The 20,070-nt window shown below is 46.8% G+C and carries 20 protein-coding genes and 1 riboswitch; of the genes, 18 read left to right on the forward strand and 2 right to left on the reverse strand.

From position 1 onward, the window contains the following. Positions 1 to 151: 151 nt before the first annotated feature. The 4 genes from MHH60_RS32245 to MHH60_RS32260 are packed head-to-tail and all read left to right on the forward strand — an operon-like array spanning position 152 to position 3,424. A complete protein-coding gene (locus tag MHH60_RS32245; protein ID WP_306081880.1) occupies positions 152 to 994 on the forward strand; it encodes a glycosyltransferase family 2 protein in 843 nt (280 codons plus the stop codon). After that, complete coding sequence (locus MHH60_RS32250) at positions 991 to 1,911, forward strand: glycosyltransferase family 2 protein (RefSeq protein WP_111505479.1); 921 nt, start codon at positions 991 to 993, stop codon at positions 1,909 to 1,911. Before MHH60_RS32245 ends, MHH60_RS32250 begins: the two co-directional genes overlap by 4 nt. After that, entirely contained in the window at positions 1,908 to 2,645 is a 738-nt protein-coding gene (locus tag MHH60_RS32255; protein ID WP_076134214.1) for a glycosyltransferase family 2 protein, read from the forward strand. The genes MHH60_RS32250 and MHH60_RS32255 overlap by 4 nt, the downstream gene beginning before the upstream one ends. A gap of 47 nt (positions 2,646 to 2,692) precedes the next feature. Next, entirely contained in the window at positions 2,693 to 3,424 is a 732-nt protein-coding gene (locus MHH60_RS32260; protein ID WP_076134215.1) for a sugar phosphate nucleotidyltransferase, read from the forward strand. A 65-nt stretch (positions 3,425 to 3,489) separates the two neighbouring features. On the opposite strand, the gene MHH60_RS32265 is transcribed toward MHH60_RS32260, so the two are convergent. Further along, positions 3,490 to 4,005 carry a GNAT family N-acetyltransferase gene (locus MHH60_RS32265; protein ID WP_076134217.1) on the reverse strand — a complete coding sequence of 172 codons (516 nt, stop codon included), beginning with the start codon at positions 4,003 to 4,005 and terminating at the stop codon, positions 3,490 to 3,492. A gap of 195 nt (positions 4,006 to 4,200) precedes the next feature. Here MHH60_RS32265 and MHH60_RS32270 point away from each other — a divergent pair, with 195 nt between their 5' ends. From MHH60_RS32270 to wsfD, 10 genes are all read left to right on the forward strand, one after another. Continuing rightward, positions 4,201 to 4,488, forward strand: a complete 288-nt coding sequence (locus MHH60_RS32270; protein WP_036679726.1) for a hypothetical protein — start codon at positions 4,201 to 4,203, stop codon at positions 4,486 to 4,488. 24 nt (positions 4,489 to 4,512) lie between these two features. After that, on the forward strand, positions 4,513 to 4,857 hold the full coding sequence (locus MHH60_RS32275; protein WP_076134218.1) for a restriction endonuclease subunit S: 345 nt from the start codon (positions 4,513 to 4,515) through the stop codon (positions 4,855 to 4,857). Then, positions 4,854 to 5,156 carry a hypothetical protein gene (locus MHH60_RS32280; protein WP_051491084.1) on the forward strand — a complete coding sequence of 101 codons (303 nt, stop codon included), beginning with the start codon at positions 4,854 to 4,856 and terminating at the stop codon, positions 5,154 to 5,156. The genes MHH60_RS32275 and MHH60_RS32280 overlap by 4 nt, the downstream gene beginning before the upstream one ends. Positions 5,157 to 5,160: 4 nt before the next feature. Further along, complete coding sequence (locus MHH60_RS32285) at positions 5,161 to 5,577, forward strand: hypothetical protein (protein ID WP_076130443.1); 417 nt, start codon at positions 5,161 to 5,163, stop codon at positions 5,575 to 5,577. A 142-nt stretch (positions 5,578 to 5,719) separates the two neighbouring features. Beyond that, a complete protein-coding gene (locus MHH60_RS32290; RefSeq protein ID WP_076134220.1) occupies positions 5,720 to 6,226 on the forward strand; it encodes a GNAT family N-acetyltransferase in 507 nt (168 codons plus the stop codon). 1,855 nt (positions 6,227 to 8,081) lie between these two features. Further along, positions 8,082 to 8,180: riboswitch (purine riboswitch) on the forward strand. 70 nt (positions 8,181 to 8,250) lie between these two features. Next, complete coding sequence (locus MHH60_RS32295; RefSeq protein ID WP_076134221.1) at positions 8,251 to 9,588, forward strand: 5'-deoxyadenosine deaminase; 1,338 nt, start codon at positions 8,251 to 8,253, stop codon at positions 9,586 to 9,588. A gap of 138 nt (positions 9,589 to 9,726) precedes the next feature. Beyond that, entirely contained in the window at positions 9,727 to 10,299 is a 573-nt protein-coding gene (locus MHH60_RS32300; RefSeq protein WP_076134223.1) for an RNA polymerase sigma factor, read from the forward strand. After that, positions 10,299 to 11,465 (forward strand): hypothetical protein, encoded by a 1,167-nt coding sequence (locus tag MHH60_RS32305; RefSeq protein ID WP_076134225.1) that lies wholly within the window; start codon positions 10,299 to 10,301, stop codon positions 11,463 to 11,465. The genes MHH60_RS32300 and MHH60_RS32305 overlap by 1 nt, the downstream gene beginning before the upstream one ends. Positions 11,466 to 11,671: 206 nt before the next feature. Next, on the forward strand, positions 11,672 to 13,570 hold the full coding sequence (locus MHH60_RS32310; protein ID WP_076134226.1) for an LTA synthase family protein: 1,899 nt from the start codon (positions 11,672 to 11,674) through the stop codon (positions 13,568 to 13,570). Between the two features lie 8 nt (positions 13,571 to 13,578). Further along, complete coding sequence (gene wsfD, locus MHH60_RS32315) at positions 13,579 to 14,994, forward strand: glycan biosynthesis hexose transferase WsfD (RefSeq protein WP_076134228.1); 1,416 nt, start codon at positions 13,579 to 13,581, stop codon at positions 14,992 to 14,994. A 134-nt stretch (positions 14,995 to 15,128) separates the two neighbouring features. On the opposite strand, the gene MHH60_RS32320 is transcribed toward wsfD, so the two are convergent. Beyond that, positions 15,129 to 15,881, reverse strand: coding sequence for an AAA family ATPase (locus MHH60_RS32320; RefSeq protein ID WP_076134230.1), 753 nt, complete (start codon positions 15,879 to 15,881; stop codon positions 15,129 to 15,131). 253 nt (positions 15,882 to 16,134) lie between these two features. Between MHH60_RS32320 and MHH60_RS32325 the strand changes: the two genes are divergently transcribed. The 4 genes from MHH60_RS32325 to MHH60_RS32340 form a co-directional block, all read left to right on the forward strand. Then, on the forward strand, positions 16,135 to 17,235 hold the full coding sequence (locus MHH60_RS32325) for a CgeB family protein (protein ID WP_076134231.1): 1,101 nt from the start codon (positions 16,135 to 16,137) through the stop codon (positions 17,233 to 17,235). A gap of 54 nt (positions 17,236 to 17,289) precedes the next feature. After that, the gene (locus MHH60_RS32330; protein ID WP_076134266.1) at positions 17,290 to 18,405 is read left to right on the forward strand and encodes a CgeB family protein; all 1,116 of its coding nucleotides are present in this window, start codon (positions 17,290 to 17,292) and stop codon (positions 18,403 to 18,405) included. Positions 18,406 to 18,458: 53 nt separating this feature from the next. Further along, a complete protein-coding gene (locus MHH60_RS32335; protein ID WP_179088875.1) occupies positions 18,459 to 18,629 on the forward strand; it encodes a hypothetical protein in 171 nt (56 codons plus the stop codon). Positions 18,630 to 18,798: 169 nt separating this feature from the next. After that, positions 18,799 to 20,070: glycosyltransferase (locus MHH60_RS32340; protein WP_341161211.1), on the forward strand; the 1,272-nt coding region annotated here is incomplete at its 3' end.

A 20,070-nucleotide genomic window follows, 5' to 3' on the forward strand; every position in this document is an offset into this window, starting at 1 on the left:
AATGTATCTAAGCCGAAGTTTGGTGGGGAGTACATTTGTCCTGTTTTCAGAACGACAGGAGACAATTGCCGTTACCCTGTACGTTGTAGTACATAAACTGTGTTGTAACCCTCAGCCTGAAGAATTGGCTCTGTAAGGAAGGTGGATGAGCATGAAGCCCAAACGAACTTCTGCCCGCCGCACAGGACGGCGGGTCTCTCGGATGAAGCGGCGGACTTCACGCCCAGTGCGGCAATTCGCTGTAGTCCCTATAGTTAACCATCCTAATCCCTATGTTTCGGTTATTATTCCAGCCATGAATGAAGCTCAGACCATTGCGGGAGTGATATCTGGAGCCAGAGGGGTCCATCCGCGCTGCGAGGTAATTGTGGTCGTGAATGGATCCACTGATCAAACGGCAGGGATTGCACAATCGCTGGGTGCGCGTGTTATTTCCTATGAGTTGCCGCTTGGACACGACGCTGGCCGTAGTGTGGGAGCTGAGGCAGCCAAGGGCGAAATCCTATTGTTTACAGATGGAGATTTGGTGATACCTGCTTCGGGGCTGCGTCCTTACGTCACTGCTGTTAGTGGTGGAGTGGACATAGCGCTTAATGATTATTCCGGTCCGGTCCGGAAGCTGTCCCCCCATCCGGTGGTGCTGTCTAAACATGCACTGAATATTCTGCTTGGCCGTCCAGATCTGAAGGGATGTTCGATGACGGCAGTTCCGCACGCAATCAGCCGCAGAGCACTTGATATTTTAGGGAGCGATTCATTATCACGTCCTCCACTGGCGCATGCCCAGGCAATTCTTAGTGGACTGCAAGTGGTAGCCGCTCACAAAGTACCTGTAGGGAAGTTAAATGCGGTGAGGCGCAAGGAAGACGGCATAGATCCATTGCAGCAGTTGATTACAGCGGATCATATGGAGGCTGTATCCCTCTTGCTGGAACATCGGGGGAACAGAGCGGGCTTTGGCGACGGAGCCCGGCGCAGAGAGATGGTGAGATGATGGTTGCAACTTTACGAGGCACAGCAGCTCGAACGGCAAAGAAACGCCCAATTCGTCACAGGTCAGCCAATCGCTCTGTAAAAGCCAACGCTGCTGCTCGCCCGCTTCTGTCTCGGCAATCGAAGGCAGGCAAGGAGACTCTGAAATTACCGAAGTTACGCGGGACTTTGTCAGTCATTATCTCCGCGCGTAATGAGGAGCAGACCTTGTCACGTCTGCTGCATCAGGTTGCACGGCTTGAACCTGCAGAAATTATCGTCGTACTTAATGGCTGCAGTGATAACTCTTTTCCTATTTCTAGACAACATCGTCAAGCCATTGTAGTACACTGCCCAGAGTCTGTCGGACATGATGTGGGTCGGGCTATCGGTGCGAAGCTGAGTCGCGGGGATATATTGCTTTTTCTGGATGGAGATATGGTCATTCCGGCCTCTCAGCTCGTTTCATTCACGGCGGCTGTAGATCGTGGGATTGATGTAGCTCTTAATGATTTAGACTCACTGATGCCTTCTTTTGGATTATGTGATGATGTCACCCGCAGCAAACTGTTTCTGAATTATGCTCTGGATAGGTACGATCTCGGGGTTAGCTCTATGACAGCTGTTCCTCATGCGCTTTCGCGGCATGCGCTTGAGACCATAGGCTACCGTGAATTGATGGTTCCACCTAAAGCCCAAGCTCGTTCTGTATTAGAAAAGTTACGGGTGGAGAAGGTAGGAACGGTAAATGTTATTAAACATAATCGGCTGCGCAAGGCAAATACAGGGGTTGGAAATGCTGTGGAAAAACTGATCATAGGAGATCATGCTGAGGCTCTACATGAGGTTCTTTCCCGGCGAAAAGCTGGCGGTCTGCTAAGTAGTGAGACACAGCGTGAGTACCGCAGACAGGTAGCCGCTTGGAGGAATCGGATATGACGCTGACGAGTATTATTATTCCAACCTACAATGCGCTGCCCTTGCTGCGGGCCTGTGTGGAATCTATTCTTGCCTACACTCCACAGCCTTATGAGATTATCGTAGTGGACAATGCTTCAACGGACGGAACAGACACCTATTGCCGTGCGAATCATATAACGTTTATTTCATTGCCTGACAATCGCGGCTTTCCAACTGCATGCAATTTGGGGCTACAGCTAGCTTCAGGTGATGAAGTTCTGCTGCTGAATAACGATGTAGTGGTGTCTCAAGGATGGTTAACTAATCTGAAGAGAGCTCTATATAGTGCTCCTGATGTAGGTATTGTTGGGCCAGTCACAAACTATGCCAGTGGACGTCAACAGGTGAAGACCGATTATGAAGGTCTGATAGGTTTTCATCAGGCTGCTGAGAGGGCGAACCTTCCAAATCCCCAGAAATGGCTGGAGACGAGACGGCTGGTAGGATTATGTTTTTTATTCAAAAGAGAGCTGCTAACTTCCGTAGGTCTACTGGATGAGAGATTCTCACCTGGACATTACGAAGATGATGATTATTGTTATCGCGCCAGGATAAAGGGATATCGGCTGCTTATCGCCGGGGATTGCTTGGTGCACCATGAAGGAAGTGCAAGTTTTAAGCAAGTTTACAATACCGGACTGCAGGAACTAGTGGAACGAAATCGTAAGATCTTTACAGATAAATGGAATGTAGACCCTATTAATTTTATGTGAAGTGCAGATCCGAAGGCAAAGGACGTAGATAAAGAGGAGGAAAGTAAGTGAAAGGAGTCATACTGGCGGGCGGAACAGGATCTAGACTTCAACCGCTGACCCGGCTTATGAACAAACATTTGCTTCCGGTCGGCAAATATCCTATGGTCTGTTACGGCATAGACCGGCTTCGCCGGGGAGGAATTACCGACATTCTTCTGGTCATAAGCAAGCAGTCTGCCGGCCTGTACACGGATTTTTTAGGTAGCGGTGCTGCATTTGGTGTATCTCTGACCTATAAAATTCAGGAAGCTGCCGGAGGCATTGCCGAGGCGCTTGATTTAGCAGAAGGGTTCATTTTTCCAGGGGAACGATTTGTTGTATTGCTCGGGGATAATCTTTTTATGGATGATCTGAAGCCTTATGTGGAGAGTTATCTTCGTCAGCCAGCGGGCACTGCAAAGGTGTTGCTGAAGCCGGTGGACGACGCGCGCAGATACGGTGTACCTGTGTTTGATAGTCAAGATGCTGCATGGATTGCTTATATCGAAGAAAAGCCGGAGCATCCGAAGACCAATTATTGTGTAACTGGTATTTATATGTACGATGAAGCTGTATTTGATATCATCCGGCAGGTATCGCCTTCCAAGAGGGGGGAGCTGGAGATTACCGATGTAAATAATATATACGCCGCTGATCGCAGACTTAGTTATGATGTGCTTAAGGATTGGTGGAGTGATGCGGGGACGTTCCAGTCTTTACACGAGGCGGGGGAAAAGTTAAAAGATGCACTGCCATAAGGCAGTGCTTTTTTTGTTGTAATCCTGCTATAGATAGCCGCAAGGGCTTTGAAATCACACGTTACTCAGAGGGCTCGGGGGTTGGAAATCCTCCACCAGATTAAATCCTCAGTTTCTTTGTATCTCTCAGAGCCTAGACGCTCCAATACTTTGTGGGAGGCTGTATTATCTTTTTCTGTGTCAGCGATTACATAGACAGCTTGGGGATGGGAGAAAATCCATGCATTAATTGTGTGTAGTGCCTCTGTTGCATACCCTTTTCTTCTATATTTCTCATCAATCCCATACCCTAGAATAACCTCGCCTTTCTCATTCGGGTAACCTTTAAGGATAATGAATCCTATAATACATTGATCTTCCCGATGAACGATGGCCCAGTTCGTTAACCATAGGTAATGGTCGGGGTCCTGCTGCACCTTTTTTAGCCTGATCTGCATAGCATATTGCATTTCATCATCAAGCGCCGCACTGATGGCAGCTAAGCCTAATTGTTGCTGTAGCTCCGAATAGTTATCTATTGCTAGCGAGAGCTCTGGGGCAGTTAAAGGTATTAGATCGATACGCTTGCTTTCAAGCTTCATATATTCCCCACCAACCTTTGGTAAACTCAGGATTGCGCATTTCACATTTTAATCCTTTTAAATGTACTTAGCAATAACGTAATTTTTATGTCATTCCAGTCACGAATAGAGCCTTAACTTGTCGAGGATCCCGGCACCGTCCCGGCTCCTGCCGCATATGCTGTAGCAGGGCGTTTGAGCAAAGGAGACATGAAGGTGCAGAGTAAAATAACTAAAGTCCTGCAGCACATGGCCCATACGCACGAACAGATGGCGCGGATTCTAGATGCTGAGCGCCATGTGGCTGTCCGTATGTCGCAAATTGTCCACGATCTGCCAGATGCGGAGCCTGATTTTGATGGGATCAGCGGGATGATCGAAAGCTCAACTCAGGTAAACAAGAATATTATTGCTTACTTGAATGCACTTGCAGATCTGGAAGAAGCGATGGCTGATGGGGTAGGCAGAGTGATTAAGGAATTGAACGGTCAAGAAGAAGAGTAACGCTATAGGAGCAGGAGGCGGAAGATGAGCAGAGAAAAGGCTTATCTGCAAATGCTGGAGTCCACCGCCGCCATCCAGTGGAACGTTGCGTTGATTCTGGAAGCTAAGGCGGTTGAAGCTGAAAAGATAAAGCAGTGGGCACAGCATCATATCCACGCTAGAGCCTTTGATTCCCACAGTGAGCAACTGAAGGAGTCCCTCTCTATACACGAGGTCATCGTGGAGATGGTCGAAGGGCTGACCAAACTGGAGAACGGACTCTACAGCAATTTAAAAGCAGTGCTGGGCAGTGGTGAAGACGATGGTGGCGGGGAAGGTTTTGGAGACATGTCAGGTGATGGCTTTAGTTTTGGAGAAGACAGCAAATGAGCGGGGACCGTCTCTCTGAACATGCCGTCAAGCTGGAGATGATTCGCTCCATTTCGCGCAGTCAGGCTGCTTTGGCGGCCATCTTGGAGAGCATCGCCGAATTGACGGAGCAATCTGAGTTGACGGCCCGCAAATTGAGCGACAATATCAGGATTTTAAGTGGGTATCAGAGTGCGATGTGCCGGATGATGTCCGGGATTTCACTACATCGTCCTAAACGGGGAATTCCTGCTGCGCCATGGCTGAGCAAGGCATACGCCGTAGGAACCTCCAGAGAACATGGAGCACAGGAGGAGTAGAAGCATGAAGAAAAAAAGCCGCAGAACGCTACGTTCAGGCAGAACCCGTAGACGCACATTGCTGCTCTCGCGGAAGGCAAAAGTTCGTAAAGGGCTAGCCCGTAAATCCCGCAGAGTTCTTGCCCGGAAAACTGCTCGTTATGGGAAGTCGAAAAAAGGCCTATTGCTACGCAAGAAAAGAAGACTTCGTCGTAAGCTTGTTCGTAAAGTAAGGGTTGCGCAGCCACCGGTAATTGTGGTACCCGTGAGCGAGGCTCCGCCTGCACCACAGGTAATTCCGCTCCCCCCGGAGCTGGGCGTTTCGCCGGAAACGCCTCCGGCAGACGCCTTTCAACAGGGCTACACCGAAGCATACAACGTGGGGTTCGACGCCGGTTTCGCCAAGGGCTTCGAGGACGGGCATAAGCTGGAATTCAGCTAGGGGACACAGATGACAAGATCCGCTCCGCCCGTGAGCGGGTCTTGGGGTTTTCGTGCGGACTGGTTTGCTGCGTTGCCGATGTGATAAACTTCATAATGAAAGTGAAAATAATATGAGGTTAAGATGAAGGCAGGGATGATTCATGGGTACTGAGATTCGCAGAGCACGCAAAGATGAGATTGATGAAATTATGGAGCTGATTGCCAAATGCGTACAGGTGATGCAAGCAGGTGGCAGCGATCAGTGGGACGAGCATTATCCGAATCGGGAGATCATCTCCCTTGATATTGAACGTGGCAATCTATGGGTATGTGAGGAGAACAATGCGGTGGCTGGCATTCTAGTGTTGGACGAGCGCCAATCCGAGCAGTATGAGAAGATTGACTGGAAAGAAACGCAAGGACCTCATTTAATTATGCATAGATTAGCTGTACATCCCGAAGTTCAAGGGAAGGGAATTGCACGCCGTCTTAGCACTTATGCAGAAGAATATGCTCGCCAGAATGGTTATTCAAGTATCCGTCTGGATACATATGCTAAGAACACTAGGGCACTCGCCCTATATCCAAAGTTAGGTTATGATCGCAGGGGTGAAGTAACTTTTCCGGGGCGCACCGCTAATTTTCCGGTGTTCGAGAAGGTTCTATAAAAGCAGGAAATTCGGAAGCTTAACATAGCAAGAGAACCAGAGGATATCTCATGAGCCATCAAGTGGCTGCTGGGATATCCTCTTTTTTCGTGAAATAACACCTTTCTCTAAACAAAAACTTTGTTTGATTAGGTAGCATTTGCGCTTACGGAAACCCTGCTGCTCAAAAGGCGAAAAATGTGCAAATAGCGTCATCTGGGTCCGAAAGTATCAGTGGCAGAGTATGACTCGACACTATCGGACCCAGATGACCTTAAACGTGGCATTTCACCACATTTGGGAGGCTATCGGACTCCAGCGCAACTATTGGTATAAAACACACCGCGTATGGACCTGTTTCGAGGGAATAGCGTCACTGTAGTCCGAAACCATGCTCAAAAGGCGAAAAATGTGCAAATAGCGTCATCTGGGTCCGAAAGTATCAGTGGCAGAGTATGACTCGACAGTATCGGACCCAGCAGACCTTAAACGCGAAATTTCCCCACATTTGGAATGCTATAGGACTCCAGCGCAGCTATTGGTACAAAACACACCGCATATGGACCTGTTTCGAGGGAATAGCGTCACTGGAGTCCGAAATCTTGCTCAAAAGGCGAAAAATGTGCAAATAGCGTCATCTGGGTCCGAAAGCATCAGTGGCAGAGTATGACTCGACAGTAACGGACCCAGATGACCTTAAACGTGGCATTTCACCACATTTGGAATGCTATCGGACTCCAGCGCAGCTATTGGTATAAAACACACCGCGTATGGACCTGTTTCGAGGGAATAGCGTCACTGGAGTCCGAAATCTTGCTCAAAAGGCGAAAAATGTGCAAATAGTGCCATCTGGGTCCGAAAGTATGGAGGATTATGACTCACCAGTGGTGTGGACGTAGCGAGAGCAGTAGAAGTAGAAGTAGAAGTAGATGTAGCAGTGGAGTAGGCGCATGGGGAAATTATCGGTGAAGAAGAAGGAGTAGTGTAGTAGTAGAAGTAGATGTAGCAGTGGATAGGCGCAAGGAGAAAGTAGAAGTACAGAAGTAGGAGTAGTGTAGAAGCAGAAGCAGAAGACGTAGCAGTGTAATAGTCGCAAGGGGAACATAGAAGTGCAGAAGTAGAAGTAGTGTAGGGACAGTAGTAGCAGAAGCAGTAGAGGTAGCAGTGTAATAGGTGCGAGGGGAACGTAGAAGTGCAGAAGTAGAAGTAGTGTAGGGACAGTAGTAGTAGCAGAAGCAGTAGACGTAGCAGTGGAATAGGCGCAAGGGGAACGTAGAAGTGCAGAAGTAGGAGTAGTGTAGGGACAGTAGTGGTAGCAGAAGCATTAGAAGTAGTAGTAGAGTGGGCGCAAGGAGAATGTAGGAGTGCTGAAGCAGTGGAGTAGGCGTAGTGGAGAAATACAAGAAGCCGAAGCAGTGCAGTAGTAGCAGTTGAGCAGCAGTTGAGTAGCAGTAGGGTCGGCATAGGTCAGTTAGATGAATAGAGCTTGGCGTACACTACCGGGCTCTGACCAGTCTGCCATACCGCGCTATATGCGCACAGCGGTTTACCACAAGGCGTTAGAGTAAGCAGAGATTGTCCGAAATGGCCGACCTTATCGAACGAAACGGGTGTCTCTTAAGCCATGAAATAGCTCTCGGATAGCTTATTTTCCGTGTTTTCCTGACAGTAAATCTGACGCGATTTACAGGTTAGCGTGATCGAAATTTTCTTGAAACAGAATTATCATATTCATAAAACGAATTAATGTTATTTTATGTAACGCAAAACACTGATTTTCTTCTATAAAACAGTATTTAAAATACACAATCGATTTTATATGTAATGTATATTGACATATAACATGTCTTTAGATTATTATTGGACTATTCAAATTACAAATGAATAGTCTTTTTTTCGTATATCCTTAATAATTGGTTTAAGGGTCTCTACCGGGAACCGTAAATTTCTGGCTACGAAAATATGCTCAGGCATATTTTTGTGGCCTTTTTGTGTTACAAGCGTGAAGTTGTACTGGAATTAACTCAATGAGGGGGAGAAGGGCTATGGGGAATATTTTGATCAAAAATGCCGAAATCATTACGATGAACAAGCAAGAGGAAATTATACACGGGGATGTCCGGATTAAGGATGATCTCATCGTTGAAATCGGCACTGGCCTGATCCCGCAGGGTGACGAGCAGATTATTGATGCTACGAACCGTACATTAATTCCGGGTTTTATCCAGACTCATATTCATTTATGCCAGACGTTATTCCGTGGTAAAGGGGACGATCTGGAGCTGATGGATTGGCTGCGTAAACGAATCTGGCCATTAGAGGCCGCGCATGATGAAGAATCCCTTTATTATTCGGCTATGCTTGGCATCGGCGAACTGATCACCAGCGGCACGACGACGATTGTGGATATGGAGACTGTCCATCATACGGATTTTGCGTTTCAGGCTATAGCTAAAAGTGGAATCCGGGCCTTGTCCGGCAAGGTGATGATGGATCAAAAAGGGGGAGATGTGCCTGAGGTGCTACAGGAGGATACCGCATCTTCTCTGCAGGAAAGTGTCGATCTACTGGAAAAATGGAATGGTTATGGAAACGGCCGGATTCAGTATGCATTTTCTCCACGTTTTGTGATTTCCTGTACAGAGCCTTTATTAACCGAGGTGCGGGATCTGTCCGCAAGATACGATGTGAAGGTGCATACTCATGCGTCTGAGAATTTAGGGGAAATTGAGATTGTGCAGGCCATGACTGGCATGCGTAACATCGTCTATCTGGATCATCTAGGATTAGCCAATGAACGGCTTATACTGGCGCATTGCGTGTGGCTGGATGCTGAGGAGCGGCGGATTTTGCGGGATCGAGGGGTGCATGTAAGTCATTGCCCGGGTTCCAATCTGAAATTGGCCTCCGGAATTGCCGACACACCAGGGATGCTACATGAGCATGTTTCTCTTAGTCTGGGAGCGGATGGCGCTCCATGCAACAACAATCTGGATATGTTTAATGAGATGCGATTGGCGGCAATTATTCAAAAGCCTCATCACGGACCCACAACCATGGATGCCCGCAGTGTATTCCGTATGGCTACTATTGGCGGGGCGAAGGCCGTAGGGATGGAGGATAAGATCGGGAGTATCGAGGTAGGCAAAAAAGCAGATCTAGTGCTCCTGAATCTCTACAATTTTCATACCTTCCCCTCTTACGACGTTGATCCCATCTCTAGAATTGTATATTCCGCTACGCGGGCAGATGTGGAGACAACGATAATCGACGGGGAGATCGTGATGGAAAGAGGTTTGCTAAAGACTGTGGATAAAGAAATTGTACTAAATGAAGCTAACCGTTCTATTAAAAGATTACTCACGCATACCTCGATCGTTTGAGGGGAGAGGCTGATTCGGATATCATATCATTCGCAGGGGATCACTGATCACTGGACCCCCTGTTTTTTTATGAGAAAATATGAACATAAGGGAACTAAAGTGCCTTTTGTGAGGTCGTATTAAGTGAGGTGAAGCTAATTGGAACTGGAAGGTCTTCAGCACAGCGAGACGATGAATGAACAGCAACTAAGAGAAATCATGAGCCGTTACGGAGAGGATATATGGAATTATATCTATTATCTTACCAAAAATTCTGAACAAGCCGATGATCTGGCTCAAGAAGTATTCATTAAATGTTATTACCGGATCGGAACGTACCGGGGGAATTCTTCATTTAAAGCATGGTTGCTTACGATTGCCAGGAATACTGTTTTTTCGCACCGGAAATCGCGCTTTTTTCGTTCTGGCTTATGGGGTGGTGTACAGCCATTGTCCACGGTTGATGTGAAGCAGCGGGATAAAACTATCGAACCTCTTGGCGTAGCCCGATCTGCGGAGATGGAGTATTTGGGTAATCAGTCCATTGGTGAGATATGGGATCAAATTATGGCATTGTCTCCCAAGCTGCGCGAAATATTGGTCCTGGATTTGAAATATGAGCTCTCTATAAAAGAAATAGCTGAACTGATGAACTTGAGTCACGGAACGGTAAAATCAAGATTGCACCGAGCGCGGCAAAAAATTCAGAACAAATTAAAGGAGGTAGAATGATGGAGGATCATAAACCGGAATGGTATGCTCAGGCCCGAAAAGGACCTTTTGGAAATAAAAAGTTTACTATGAGGCATGCAGACAACGTCATTCGCCGAATTCAAGAAGATCAACAGAGAGCGGAATCTTACTCAGGAAAAAGACTACCTGTGCAATTGTTGGCTGTGGCGAGTTTTATTGTATTGTTGGGCTTAGGTGTATTCTTTCTGAATGGAAGGTTCCTCGGTAATGATTCAAGCAACCCTGCGCAAACTGAGGTTTCGTCGCATTTCACGGAGGCTGAGCTACAGCGGAACGCAGATCAGGTGATGCAGAGTTTACTTGGAAAGACTTATCCGTTAGATCACCGGGAATGGCTTAAGGAGCAGCAGCAGATATTTTACTCTTACCAGAAAGGTGAGGACTCCGCATATATTTGGATCAATTATGAGACAGGAGAACTGGTGCAAACGAAGATGAGCGCGATGCTGACAACTGCGGAGATCGACGCTGAAATGAAAACCCGTGCGGAAGAGATCAAGGGCAAACTGGGTTATGCGAATGATTCAGCTTATGATGTGCTCAGATATGTTGAATATGATGCTAAACAACATTCTGGCGTGAAAATTGAAAATAACTTTAGGGCAGAGAAATGGCGTATCGGATTTGTAAATGGTGAATTCGATTACGCATCAGCCACGCTTGAGGCCTCGGCGGTATCAGAAGAGACGCGTCAAGCTGGGGAAGAGGCATTGAAGATATTGAGAGGTACCGGAGGTGATGAAGAGCTTAGTTTAGTATTTCGGGCTATGGACAAGGATCAGGATACGTTTACGCTGCAATACGGATCCAAGGTTTCGGTTACCTTCGATACGGTTACTAGAAGGATTGAGCAGATTAGTGATACAAATCCTCGTGCTAGTGATAAAACAGATCCCAAACAACTAACGGTATTAGACCGTGAGCTGTCTCTAATTGATGGGGATCGGCTACGTGAGAAGGCAGCACCTCTGCTGACTAAGATATTTAGCGTTGCTGATGTGGGCGAATATAGCTTGCTTAAAAGAGATCAGGAGCCCGGGAATCTCACCTTTCATAAGCTTGGCAGTCCTGAGATCACTGTATATTATGATAGTGATTTAACGATCTGGAAGGTGAAAGAGGATTTGCCAGCAAGCCAGTCTTAGATTGAAAGGCATAACATAATAGGCTTAAATAGGGAGGTTCCACAGCCGAAAAGGTGCGGGATTTCCCTGTTTGTAATGGGAGCGAACGGTGCACATTTTTGATAAAAAAAGTAAGTATTGTTATACTAGAACAATCTGATATTTTACAGAAAAGATGAATAGATTTCATAATCAGAACAAATGAAAAGGTAAGAGGGGATTAAAACGTGAAAAAGCACGGGCCGAATCGAGCTCAGTTCTATATTGTTGTCCTGCTGCTATGGTTGAAGCTGCTCCTGCTGAGAGTGCTGTTCTTTGATAGAATTGCTTGGGAGTGGATTGCAGCAGATGTTGCTCCAGTCCTCTTCATTATGGGGATTCTGACGGTCATTACTCCTTCGCGGGTGAGAACAGCCGTCTATTGGACATTTAACGGGATATTATCGCTGCTGCTGTTCGCAGCCAGTGTATATTTCAATCACTTTGGTTCTGTTCCTACGTATCTGGCTTTATATGAACTGAATCAGGTATTTCAAGTGAAGGCAAGTGTAGAATCAACGATACAGACTATTGATTATTTATTTTTCGCTGATTTTGTGATCATGGCAATCTATGTCTTGATCCGCAGATGGAAGCATGGAAAAGCCTATCCGCGTGGGCGTGAGCGATTCAGCTCCCGGAACACACGATTGGCACATATGATGGTGATTCTGGTGGCTATTCTTGGAGGTTTTGCTTTATCGGCCAATTCTGTCAATTCTGCGCGGGGAATTACAAATGAGCTTGTGCAGGCAGAAAGTGCCGGATTCCTGAATTATGAGGTCGTTGCCGCAATTAAGGTCAAGGAAGATAACAATCTCATTGGAACCGGAGATATTAAGGATACAATCGCGAAGATTGATGAACTGCAAGCTTCCTATCCTTATAGTAGTAAGGCCGCGGGCACAGCACCTGATTATTTTGGCTCGCAAAAGGGCAAAAATGTAATTGTCATCCAAATGGAAGCTTTTCAAAACTTCCCGCTGCATCAATCCCTGAAGGGTCAAGAGCTGACTCCAGTGTTGAACAAGTTGGCAGATGAGGGATTTTACTTCCCCCATGTCTACCAGCAGATTGGTCCGGGCAATACTTCTGACGCTGAATTTATGAGCAACACGTCGATTTATCCAATCGGGACGTTGGCAATGTCCACTGGATTCGGGGATAGAGAACTGCCGAGCCTACCACGTCTGCTGAGAGATAAAGGGTATGAGGCGTACACCTTTCACGTGAATCAAGTGGGCTTTTGGAATCGGAATGAGCTATATCCTGCGCTTGGATTTAACGGCTATTATGATAAAGATTATTTTACTAATGATCATTTTAATGCGTTTGGTGCTTCCGATGAACAGCTTTATATTACGGGTGTCGAGAAACTGGCAGAGCTGCAGAAGAAAGGAACTCCTTTCTACGCACAAATGGTGACGGCGTCCAGCCACCATCCCTTCCAAATCCCGGACTCTTTTAAGAAGATCTCAGTGCCTGATGAGTTAAAAAACACGATGCTTGGCGATTATTTGACTGCTATTAACTATACTGATTATGCCATTGGAACTTTAATAGAGGGTTTGAAGAAAAACGGAATGTGGGATAACACTGTGCTGGTGATGTACGGCGATCATTTTGGCTTGCAGCCGCAGGATGTGCCACCCGAGCAAGTAGAAAGTGCGCTGGGGATTCCATACGATTCCCGGATCAGTCGCTTTAATATTCCATTGATTGTTCATGCACCAGGAATGGAGCAAGGGAAGGTAGTAGAGAGAACAGGTGGACAGTTGGATATTCTTCCTACGATAGCTAACCTATTGGGGGTTTCTTTAAAGGAAGAGGGTTTTACAGCATTTGGTCATGATCTCTTGAACATTGATCGTAATGTGTTAGGGATGCGGTATTATTTGCCTTCCGGTTCTTTCTTTAATGATGATATTCTTTATGTGCCTGGTAAAGATTTTGCTGATGGTGAAGCTGTGTCACTGGATACGCTTAAGCCAGTATCGGATTTCACAAAATATCAGTCTGATTATGAGTATATTTTGAAGCTAATGAATTTGTCCGACGAATATGTGAAGCTGTTACCACAGAGATAGGGGGAATCATGAAAAAGTTCTGGAAACCGGAGTATCTCGTAGGCCTTGCCGGCTGCGGTATCATTATTTATTTGCTATTCGTAGGGCCATTTATTGGTGTTGCCGATAACGGTGATTTTCTGCGTATGATGAATACCATCGGCCTGAACTACTACGACACTGCTGCATCGTATGCCGATCAGTTTTTCAGCTTTAGCCATTCTCGGTTTGCGTATGAGGATTTGTTTAGAGGTTTTTATCCTTCTTCACAGATTTTTATAGTACTTGTGCCGAGATTGATCGGCGGGCTCATCCATGGCAGCTTTTTTGATGTTCGTTTGCTGGGTGCAGTTTATGGGCTTCTTTTACTGGCGGCAACTTGGCTGCTGGTGAAGTATAATGCTCGTGGCTCTTATGTTACAGGGCTGCTGTTGGGAGCAGCTATCTTATTTGTATTTTACGATATCGGGTATGTGGCCTATTTCAACTCCTTGTTTGGAGAACCAGTGTCGATGGTGTTTATGCTGCTGACATTTGCATTAGGATTAAGATTAACCAGCCAAGAGAAGCCAACCACTAAAGGATTAACCTTGTTTTTTATCGCGATTCTGTTTCTGGTCACCTCCAAAATCCAGAATGCACCGATTGGGATTGCCTTTGCTCTGATTTTCTTGCGGTTTATGATGCTTGACGGAGAGGGCAAATGGAGGAAGCTGGCTTTACGTTTTTCGATTGCCATCTTTCTTGTATCCATCGTTTTGTATGTGGCAGCGCCAAAAGATCTGAAGCATATTAATCTGTATCAAACGGTGTTTTTTGGGATTTTAAACGAATCACCGGATGTGAAGGGAGACTTGCAGGATCTCGGATTGCCGGAGCGGCTGGAGGTACTGGCGGGTACGAATTATTTTCAGACCGATACAGTGATTAAGCAGGATGATCCTTCGCTGGTTCCGGACTTCTATGACCGTGTATCTCATAAAGATGTGTTGTTCTTCTATCTGAAGCATCCGGACCGGTTGATAGATAATATGAAATATGCTGCGAGTAACAGCATGGCGATTCGCCCGTATTATCTAGGAAACTACGAGAAAAGCGAGAATAAACCAGCAGGTGCATTATCCTATACTTACAGTGCATGGAGCCAATTCAAAAACAAGTATATTCCGCACACGCTCGGATTTCTCTCCGTCTTCTATCTGGTGTATTTTGCGGGAGCCTTGTTTCAGTATTTCCGCAGCAGAGATATTCGCGGCAAAATTGCCGGCGAGCTGCTGATGCTGCTAGGGCTAATAGGGATTTTCTCCTTCTTGGTTCCGATTCTTGGGGACGGAAGGGCTGACATCGGTAAGCATTTATTCTTGTTTAATGTGTGCTTCGATATGATGGTTGTAGTCATGTTTGGATGGATTGTACACAAGCTGACGGGGATTGCGAGACGCTAATTTCAAGCACCTATCAAACACAAAAAAACACAAAGCAAACAGCAAGTTTCCGATTTGGAGACCTGCTGTTTTTTTAAATATAAGAATTTATATGTTCTATGTTGTAATTAAAGGGACGTCGAAGTCGTGTATGCTTATTCATCTTCAAATAACTCACGCAGCATCCCTTGACGATCGTTCATAAACGCTTTGGTCACGGTATAATGTTCGGTTTCCTCCAAGGCGACGGACCGTATTCCCTCCCCCTCCAAGAGAAAAATTTCAGCACCGGGATAGGACATCAGAATGGGGGAATGAGTTGCGATAATGAACTGTGAATCCTGTCCGACCAGCTCATGCATACGCACCAGCAGAGACATTTGACGTAAGGGGGAAAGCGCTGCTTCAGGCTCGTCGAGGATATAAAGACCGCGGCCGCCGAAACGGTGAACGAATGTAGCTAAAAAAGACTCTCCGTGGGACTGCTCATGCAGAGATTTGCCTCCGTAGGAGTCTTTGATCGGTGGGCCACCGGGTTGTTCATCCAACTCATCAATATAAGAAGCCACATTATAGTAACTCTCCGCACGTAGAAAAAAGCCGTCCTTCGGCCGTCTAACCCCTCTAGCAATTCTAAAATACTCATAGAGACTCGAATGCGAGGAACGAGTGTTAAAAGAAAAGTTTAGCGTTCCACCTTCAGGGTTAAAGCCCCAAGCAGCAGCAATTCCCTCTAACAAGGTTGATTTACCCGTGCCGTTCTCTCCAACAAGAAAGGTCACTGGTTTTTGAAAAGTCAGGCGATCCAGCGTTCGAACAGCAGGCAGATGAAAAGGATAGGTTTGAAAGGATGGCACCAGATCACGCAGCAGCTCCGCGTGTCGCAAATACAACGTGGTGTTATTCATAGTTCCCCCCTTGTGAATTTCAAAAAATAATCATCTTCGGACAGATTGGACAGAGATGACAAGTTTAGTGCCTCTAGCTAGACCTTTATAGTATAACAGCATCCAGCGAGTGGATGAAATCTGACGGGGTTCGGGCAAGCCGGGCAAAAGACAGGGTACATCTGCCAATTTAGTTCTAGTAATGACAGATGTCCATGAGGCGAGTGCTGACTCCGCATATAGTTATACTGTCTTGAGAATACAACGGGGCAGGGTGAAGGCCGTGAAAGCAAAAAGGAGAAAACACAAGCGTCCGCGAGATTATCGCGACGGTTATCACGAAGGATATCGTCTCGGCATGTGTGAGGCTGTGCAGCGTCGGAGTACTGTAGAGGTCGAAGCCTGTCGGCCATTTAAGCTAATGTATGTTCCTCAAGGGTTCCATGCAATCGATACTGGGGTAATTGAGGCGCTCCAGCAGCTTGTAAGTGAGCTTGTGATTAGCACTCCAGAAGCTATGCTGGAGACTGCGGCTCGGGAGATGCCCGGGGCAGTGCTGGTTATGAATGGACTGCATGTTTTTCCGGAAAATCATTTAGAACAGATTACAGAAATCAGAAAGCTGGGCATTCGGACTGCGATCTGGTTTGTGGATGATCCTTATTTTACAGAGGATACTTCAGTGATTTGCCGGCATTATGATCACGTCTTTACGCATGAGCTCGGTTGTGTGGAGTTTTATCAATCCTTTGGGGTTCCATCCGTTCATTATTTACCGCTTTGCGTCAATCCAAAGATGTTCTATCCGCGCCGTACGGCACCGCAGTATAAGTACGATATTGTGTTTATTGGCAATGCATTTCATAATCGGACAGCGCTGTTTGATGAACTTGCCCCCTATCTAAAGGATAAGAAGGTGCTGATCGCTGGCGGCTTCTGGGAACGGCTTGCGACTTATGACCAGCTTGCCCCTTTTATTAGCAATGGCTTTATCCCGCCTGAGGAAACTGCGAACTATTACAGTGGTGCAAAGCTAGTCATTAATATTCACCGTCCGTGGGAGGAGGGGCAGGATAACCGGAATAGCTTCCGTTTACCATCACGCTCTATCAACCCGCGTACTTATGAGATCAGTGCCTGCGGTACTATGCAGCTTACGGATGTTCGTGAGGATCTGGGCAATTATTATCGTCCAGGTTATGACTTGGATACTTTTGGCTCTGCTAAGGAATTGCAGGAGAAGATTGAGTACTATCTGAAGCATGAAAAAGAGCGTCGAATATACGCTTTACGGGGACTACAGACAACCATGCGCAACCATACATTCACTGCGCGTTTGCCACATTTGCTGAATGTGATTGCTTCAAGTGTATGAAATCTATAACGGGATAAAGGAGCGAGGATGATAATGAACAACAATGAATTTATTATGCCTGCACCACCGCTACCTCTGACACCTCCAGAGGAAGAAAAGCTTCGTGGTCGTCTGAGTGGTTTTAAGGGTGGATATGATGAGGGATATTTACGGGGACGGCTTGCGATTTTAGATGGTCGGCCAGAAGAAGTATTTCCCGTACGGAATATTCATGTAATGTATGTGGCTTCTGGTAAAGGATATCCCTACTCTCCATTAGACGATGCAGTCCTCTACGCGCTGCAAAAATTAACCACACAAGTCACGATAACAGATGTGCGTCAAAACTTAGTGGAGTTAGCCGCCGCGCAAAGACCGGATCTGGTACTTGTGCTGGATGGTATGGATTTACCGCTTGAGCAGATCTCCGTTCTTCGGGCTAGCGGAATCAAGACAGCCATTTGGCTTACAGATGATCCTTATTATACTGATTTTACAGTTAAAATTGTGGCGCATTACGATTTTGTGTTCACGCTTGAGCGTAATTGTATTGATTTTTATAAGGGACTTGGCTGCCCTGAAGTTCATTATCTTCCTTTTGCCGCTCACCGCGAGCATTACCGTCCAACTACAACACGTTCACCATTGAATCGCGAAGTTAGTTTTATTGGCTCTGCCTATTGGAACCGGGTTAATTTCTTCCGTGAGATTCTTCCGGATTTGATGAACTATAACACGGTGATTAACGGCATTTGGTGGGACCGTCTGCCTGAGGCGGCACTCTATGGAGATCGGATAGAGATTGGCAAGTGGATGTCACCACAGGAAACAGCGGTAGCTTACAGCGGATCCAAAATCGTTATTAACCTCCACCGCTCGCACATTGATGAAGTAGTGAACAACAATACACTTTCGATTCCGGCGGTATCTCCTAATCCGCGTACTTTTGAAATCGCGGCTACGGGTACGCTGCAATTAGTGGATGCCAGAGATGATATGGGATCTTTCTACAAACCTGGTGAAGAAATTGAGACTTTTGCAAGCCCTCAAGAAATGATGGATAAAATCCGTTATTACCTGACTCATGAGGAAGAACGCCGTGCGATTGCCCTGCGCGCTTTTGAACGGACGCTTAAGGATCACACCTACACTAAACGTATACACCAGCTGTTAACAGTAATTTACGGCTAGGTCATATGCCCGGAAATGGAATGGAAATGTGCGCTTACCAGGGGACAGGTGTCGTGCCGGCATCTGTTTTTCCTCGATATACTGTAGAACCGAACCTCAGCTTATGCCTGTGGCCTGATGAGAAGAAGCAGCGTCTGGAGCGGGCTTGTATAGCGGAGCGGAAGCGACTGGCTAGATTCGAGAGCAGAGGTGAAGCGAAGGGGCGAAGCTCGGGAGCGAAGTGAAATTGACTGACGAGATTCTAGAGCTAAGCGGAAGCGTTGTTGCGAGTTACAGGAGCGACTATCTTCAAGTGAGCTTTTCTGCGAAGGATAGAATTTAGCGAAAGTTTGTAAATTTTTCAAGGAGGTGAATGGCTGCTCCAGGCCCCTCGTTAGGGAGCGCCGAAACGCCATGGCTGACAAAGCTACAATCGTCCTCTTTTCACATGTATCCAATACACGCAGTATTACGGGAGCGGAGAAGCTATTGTTGTTTTTCGCTCAGGAGCTTTCTCCGTACTTTAATTGTATTCTCGTTGCGCCTCAGGACGGCAAGCTGACTTCTCAGGCTCGAAGCTGTGGAATAAGTGTACAGTTGCTTTCGATTCCTCTTTTATATGGAATGTACACTCCTTATGCAGGGTTGGAGGCAGATGCTCAGAAATTCCAGGAAAGCAGGGAGTATCACGAATTAATAGACTGGCTGAATTCCCTGCGCCCGGCGTTTGTTATTACAAGTACCTGTGTGCATGCTCTGCCAGCAATGGCTGCAAAGTCACTGGGCATTCCGGTGATATGGAAAATATCAGAGACGATAACAGACAATGAATATACACCTATTAGTGTAGGGCTGATTCATCGGAATAGTGATGAGATACTAGCAATTTCACAAACAGCTGCAGCTTGCTTTCCAGAGGACGTGAGAGCAGAAAAGGTGATCCAGCTCCCTCCCTCTTGGAATGATAAAGAGATGATGATTGAGGCTTGGAGCAAGCTTCGGAGCGAACGGCGGCGGGAATTGCGGGTTAAACCGCATGAACAGCTGGTCGGTTATATTTCTTCTTTTATCAACAAGGAAAAAGGGCTAGAACATTTTGTGAAAATGGCTGTACTTGTGCACGCGGTTCATCCAAGCTCGAAATTTGTTGTCATTGGGTCAGCTGGCGATAAAAGCTACTATGAGCGTTGTGTCCGCAAGGTGAAGCTTGAGGGACTGTACACCCGGTTTAAATTTGTTGGTTATGCTGAATGCCTTCCATCTGCCTATTGCGCCATGGATGTGCTAGTGGTTCCTAGTCTGATCCGTGAAGGCTTTGGCATGACTGCTCTGGAAGGTATGGCTTTTGGAAAGCCCGTGGTCGCTTACGACTCTGGGGGCTTGCGGGAAATTCTGCACGCAGCGGGCTGCGGCGAAAATCTCGTGCCAGCGTCGGACATTTCCGCGCTGGCAGAAAGAGTCAACGTCATGCTGGCGCAGCCGGGAATGGCGTTGACTCTAGGCAGTCAAGCGCGGGAGCGCGTCGACGCCGTCTATGGTCCGGCGGCATATCGGAGCCGCCTGCAGGGTCTTGCGGAGATGTGGAACCTCCGCTATTACAGCGCACCTGCGGTGCGCGAGGCTGACAGCGTGGTGGTGGAACCACCCGCTGTCCAGCCTGATTTACCCGCAGCGTCGCCGGCTTTG

Source organism: Paenibacillus sp. FSL H7-0716 (genome assembly GCF_038002705.1).
GTDB classification, from domain to species: Bacteria; Bacillota; Bacilli; order Paenibacillales; family Paenibacillaceae; genus Paenibacillus_AQ; species Paenibacillus_AQ odorifer.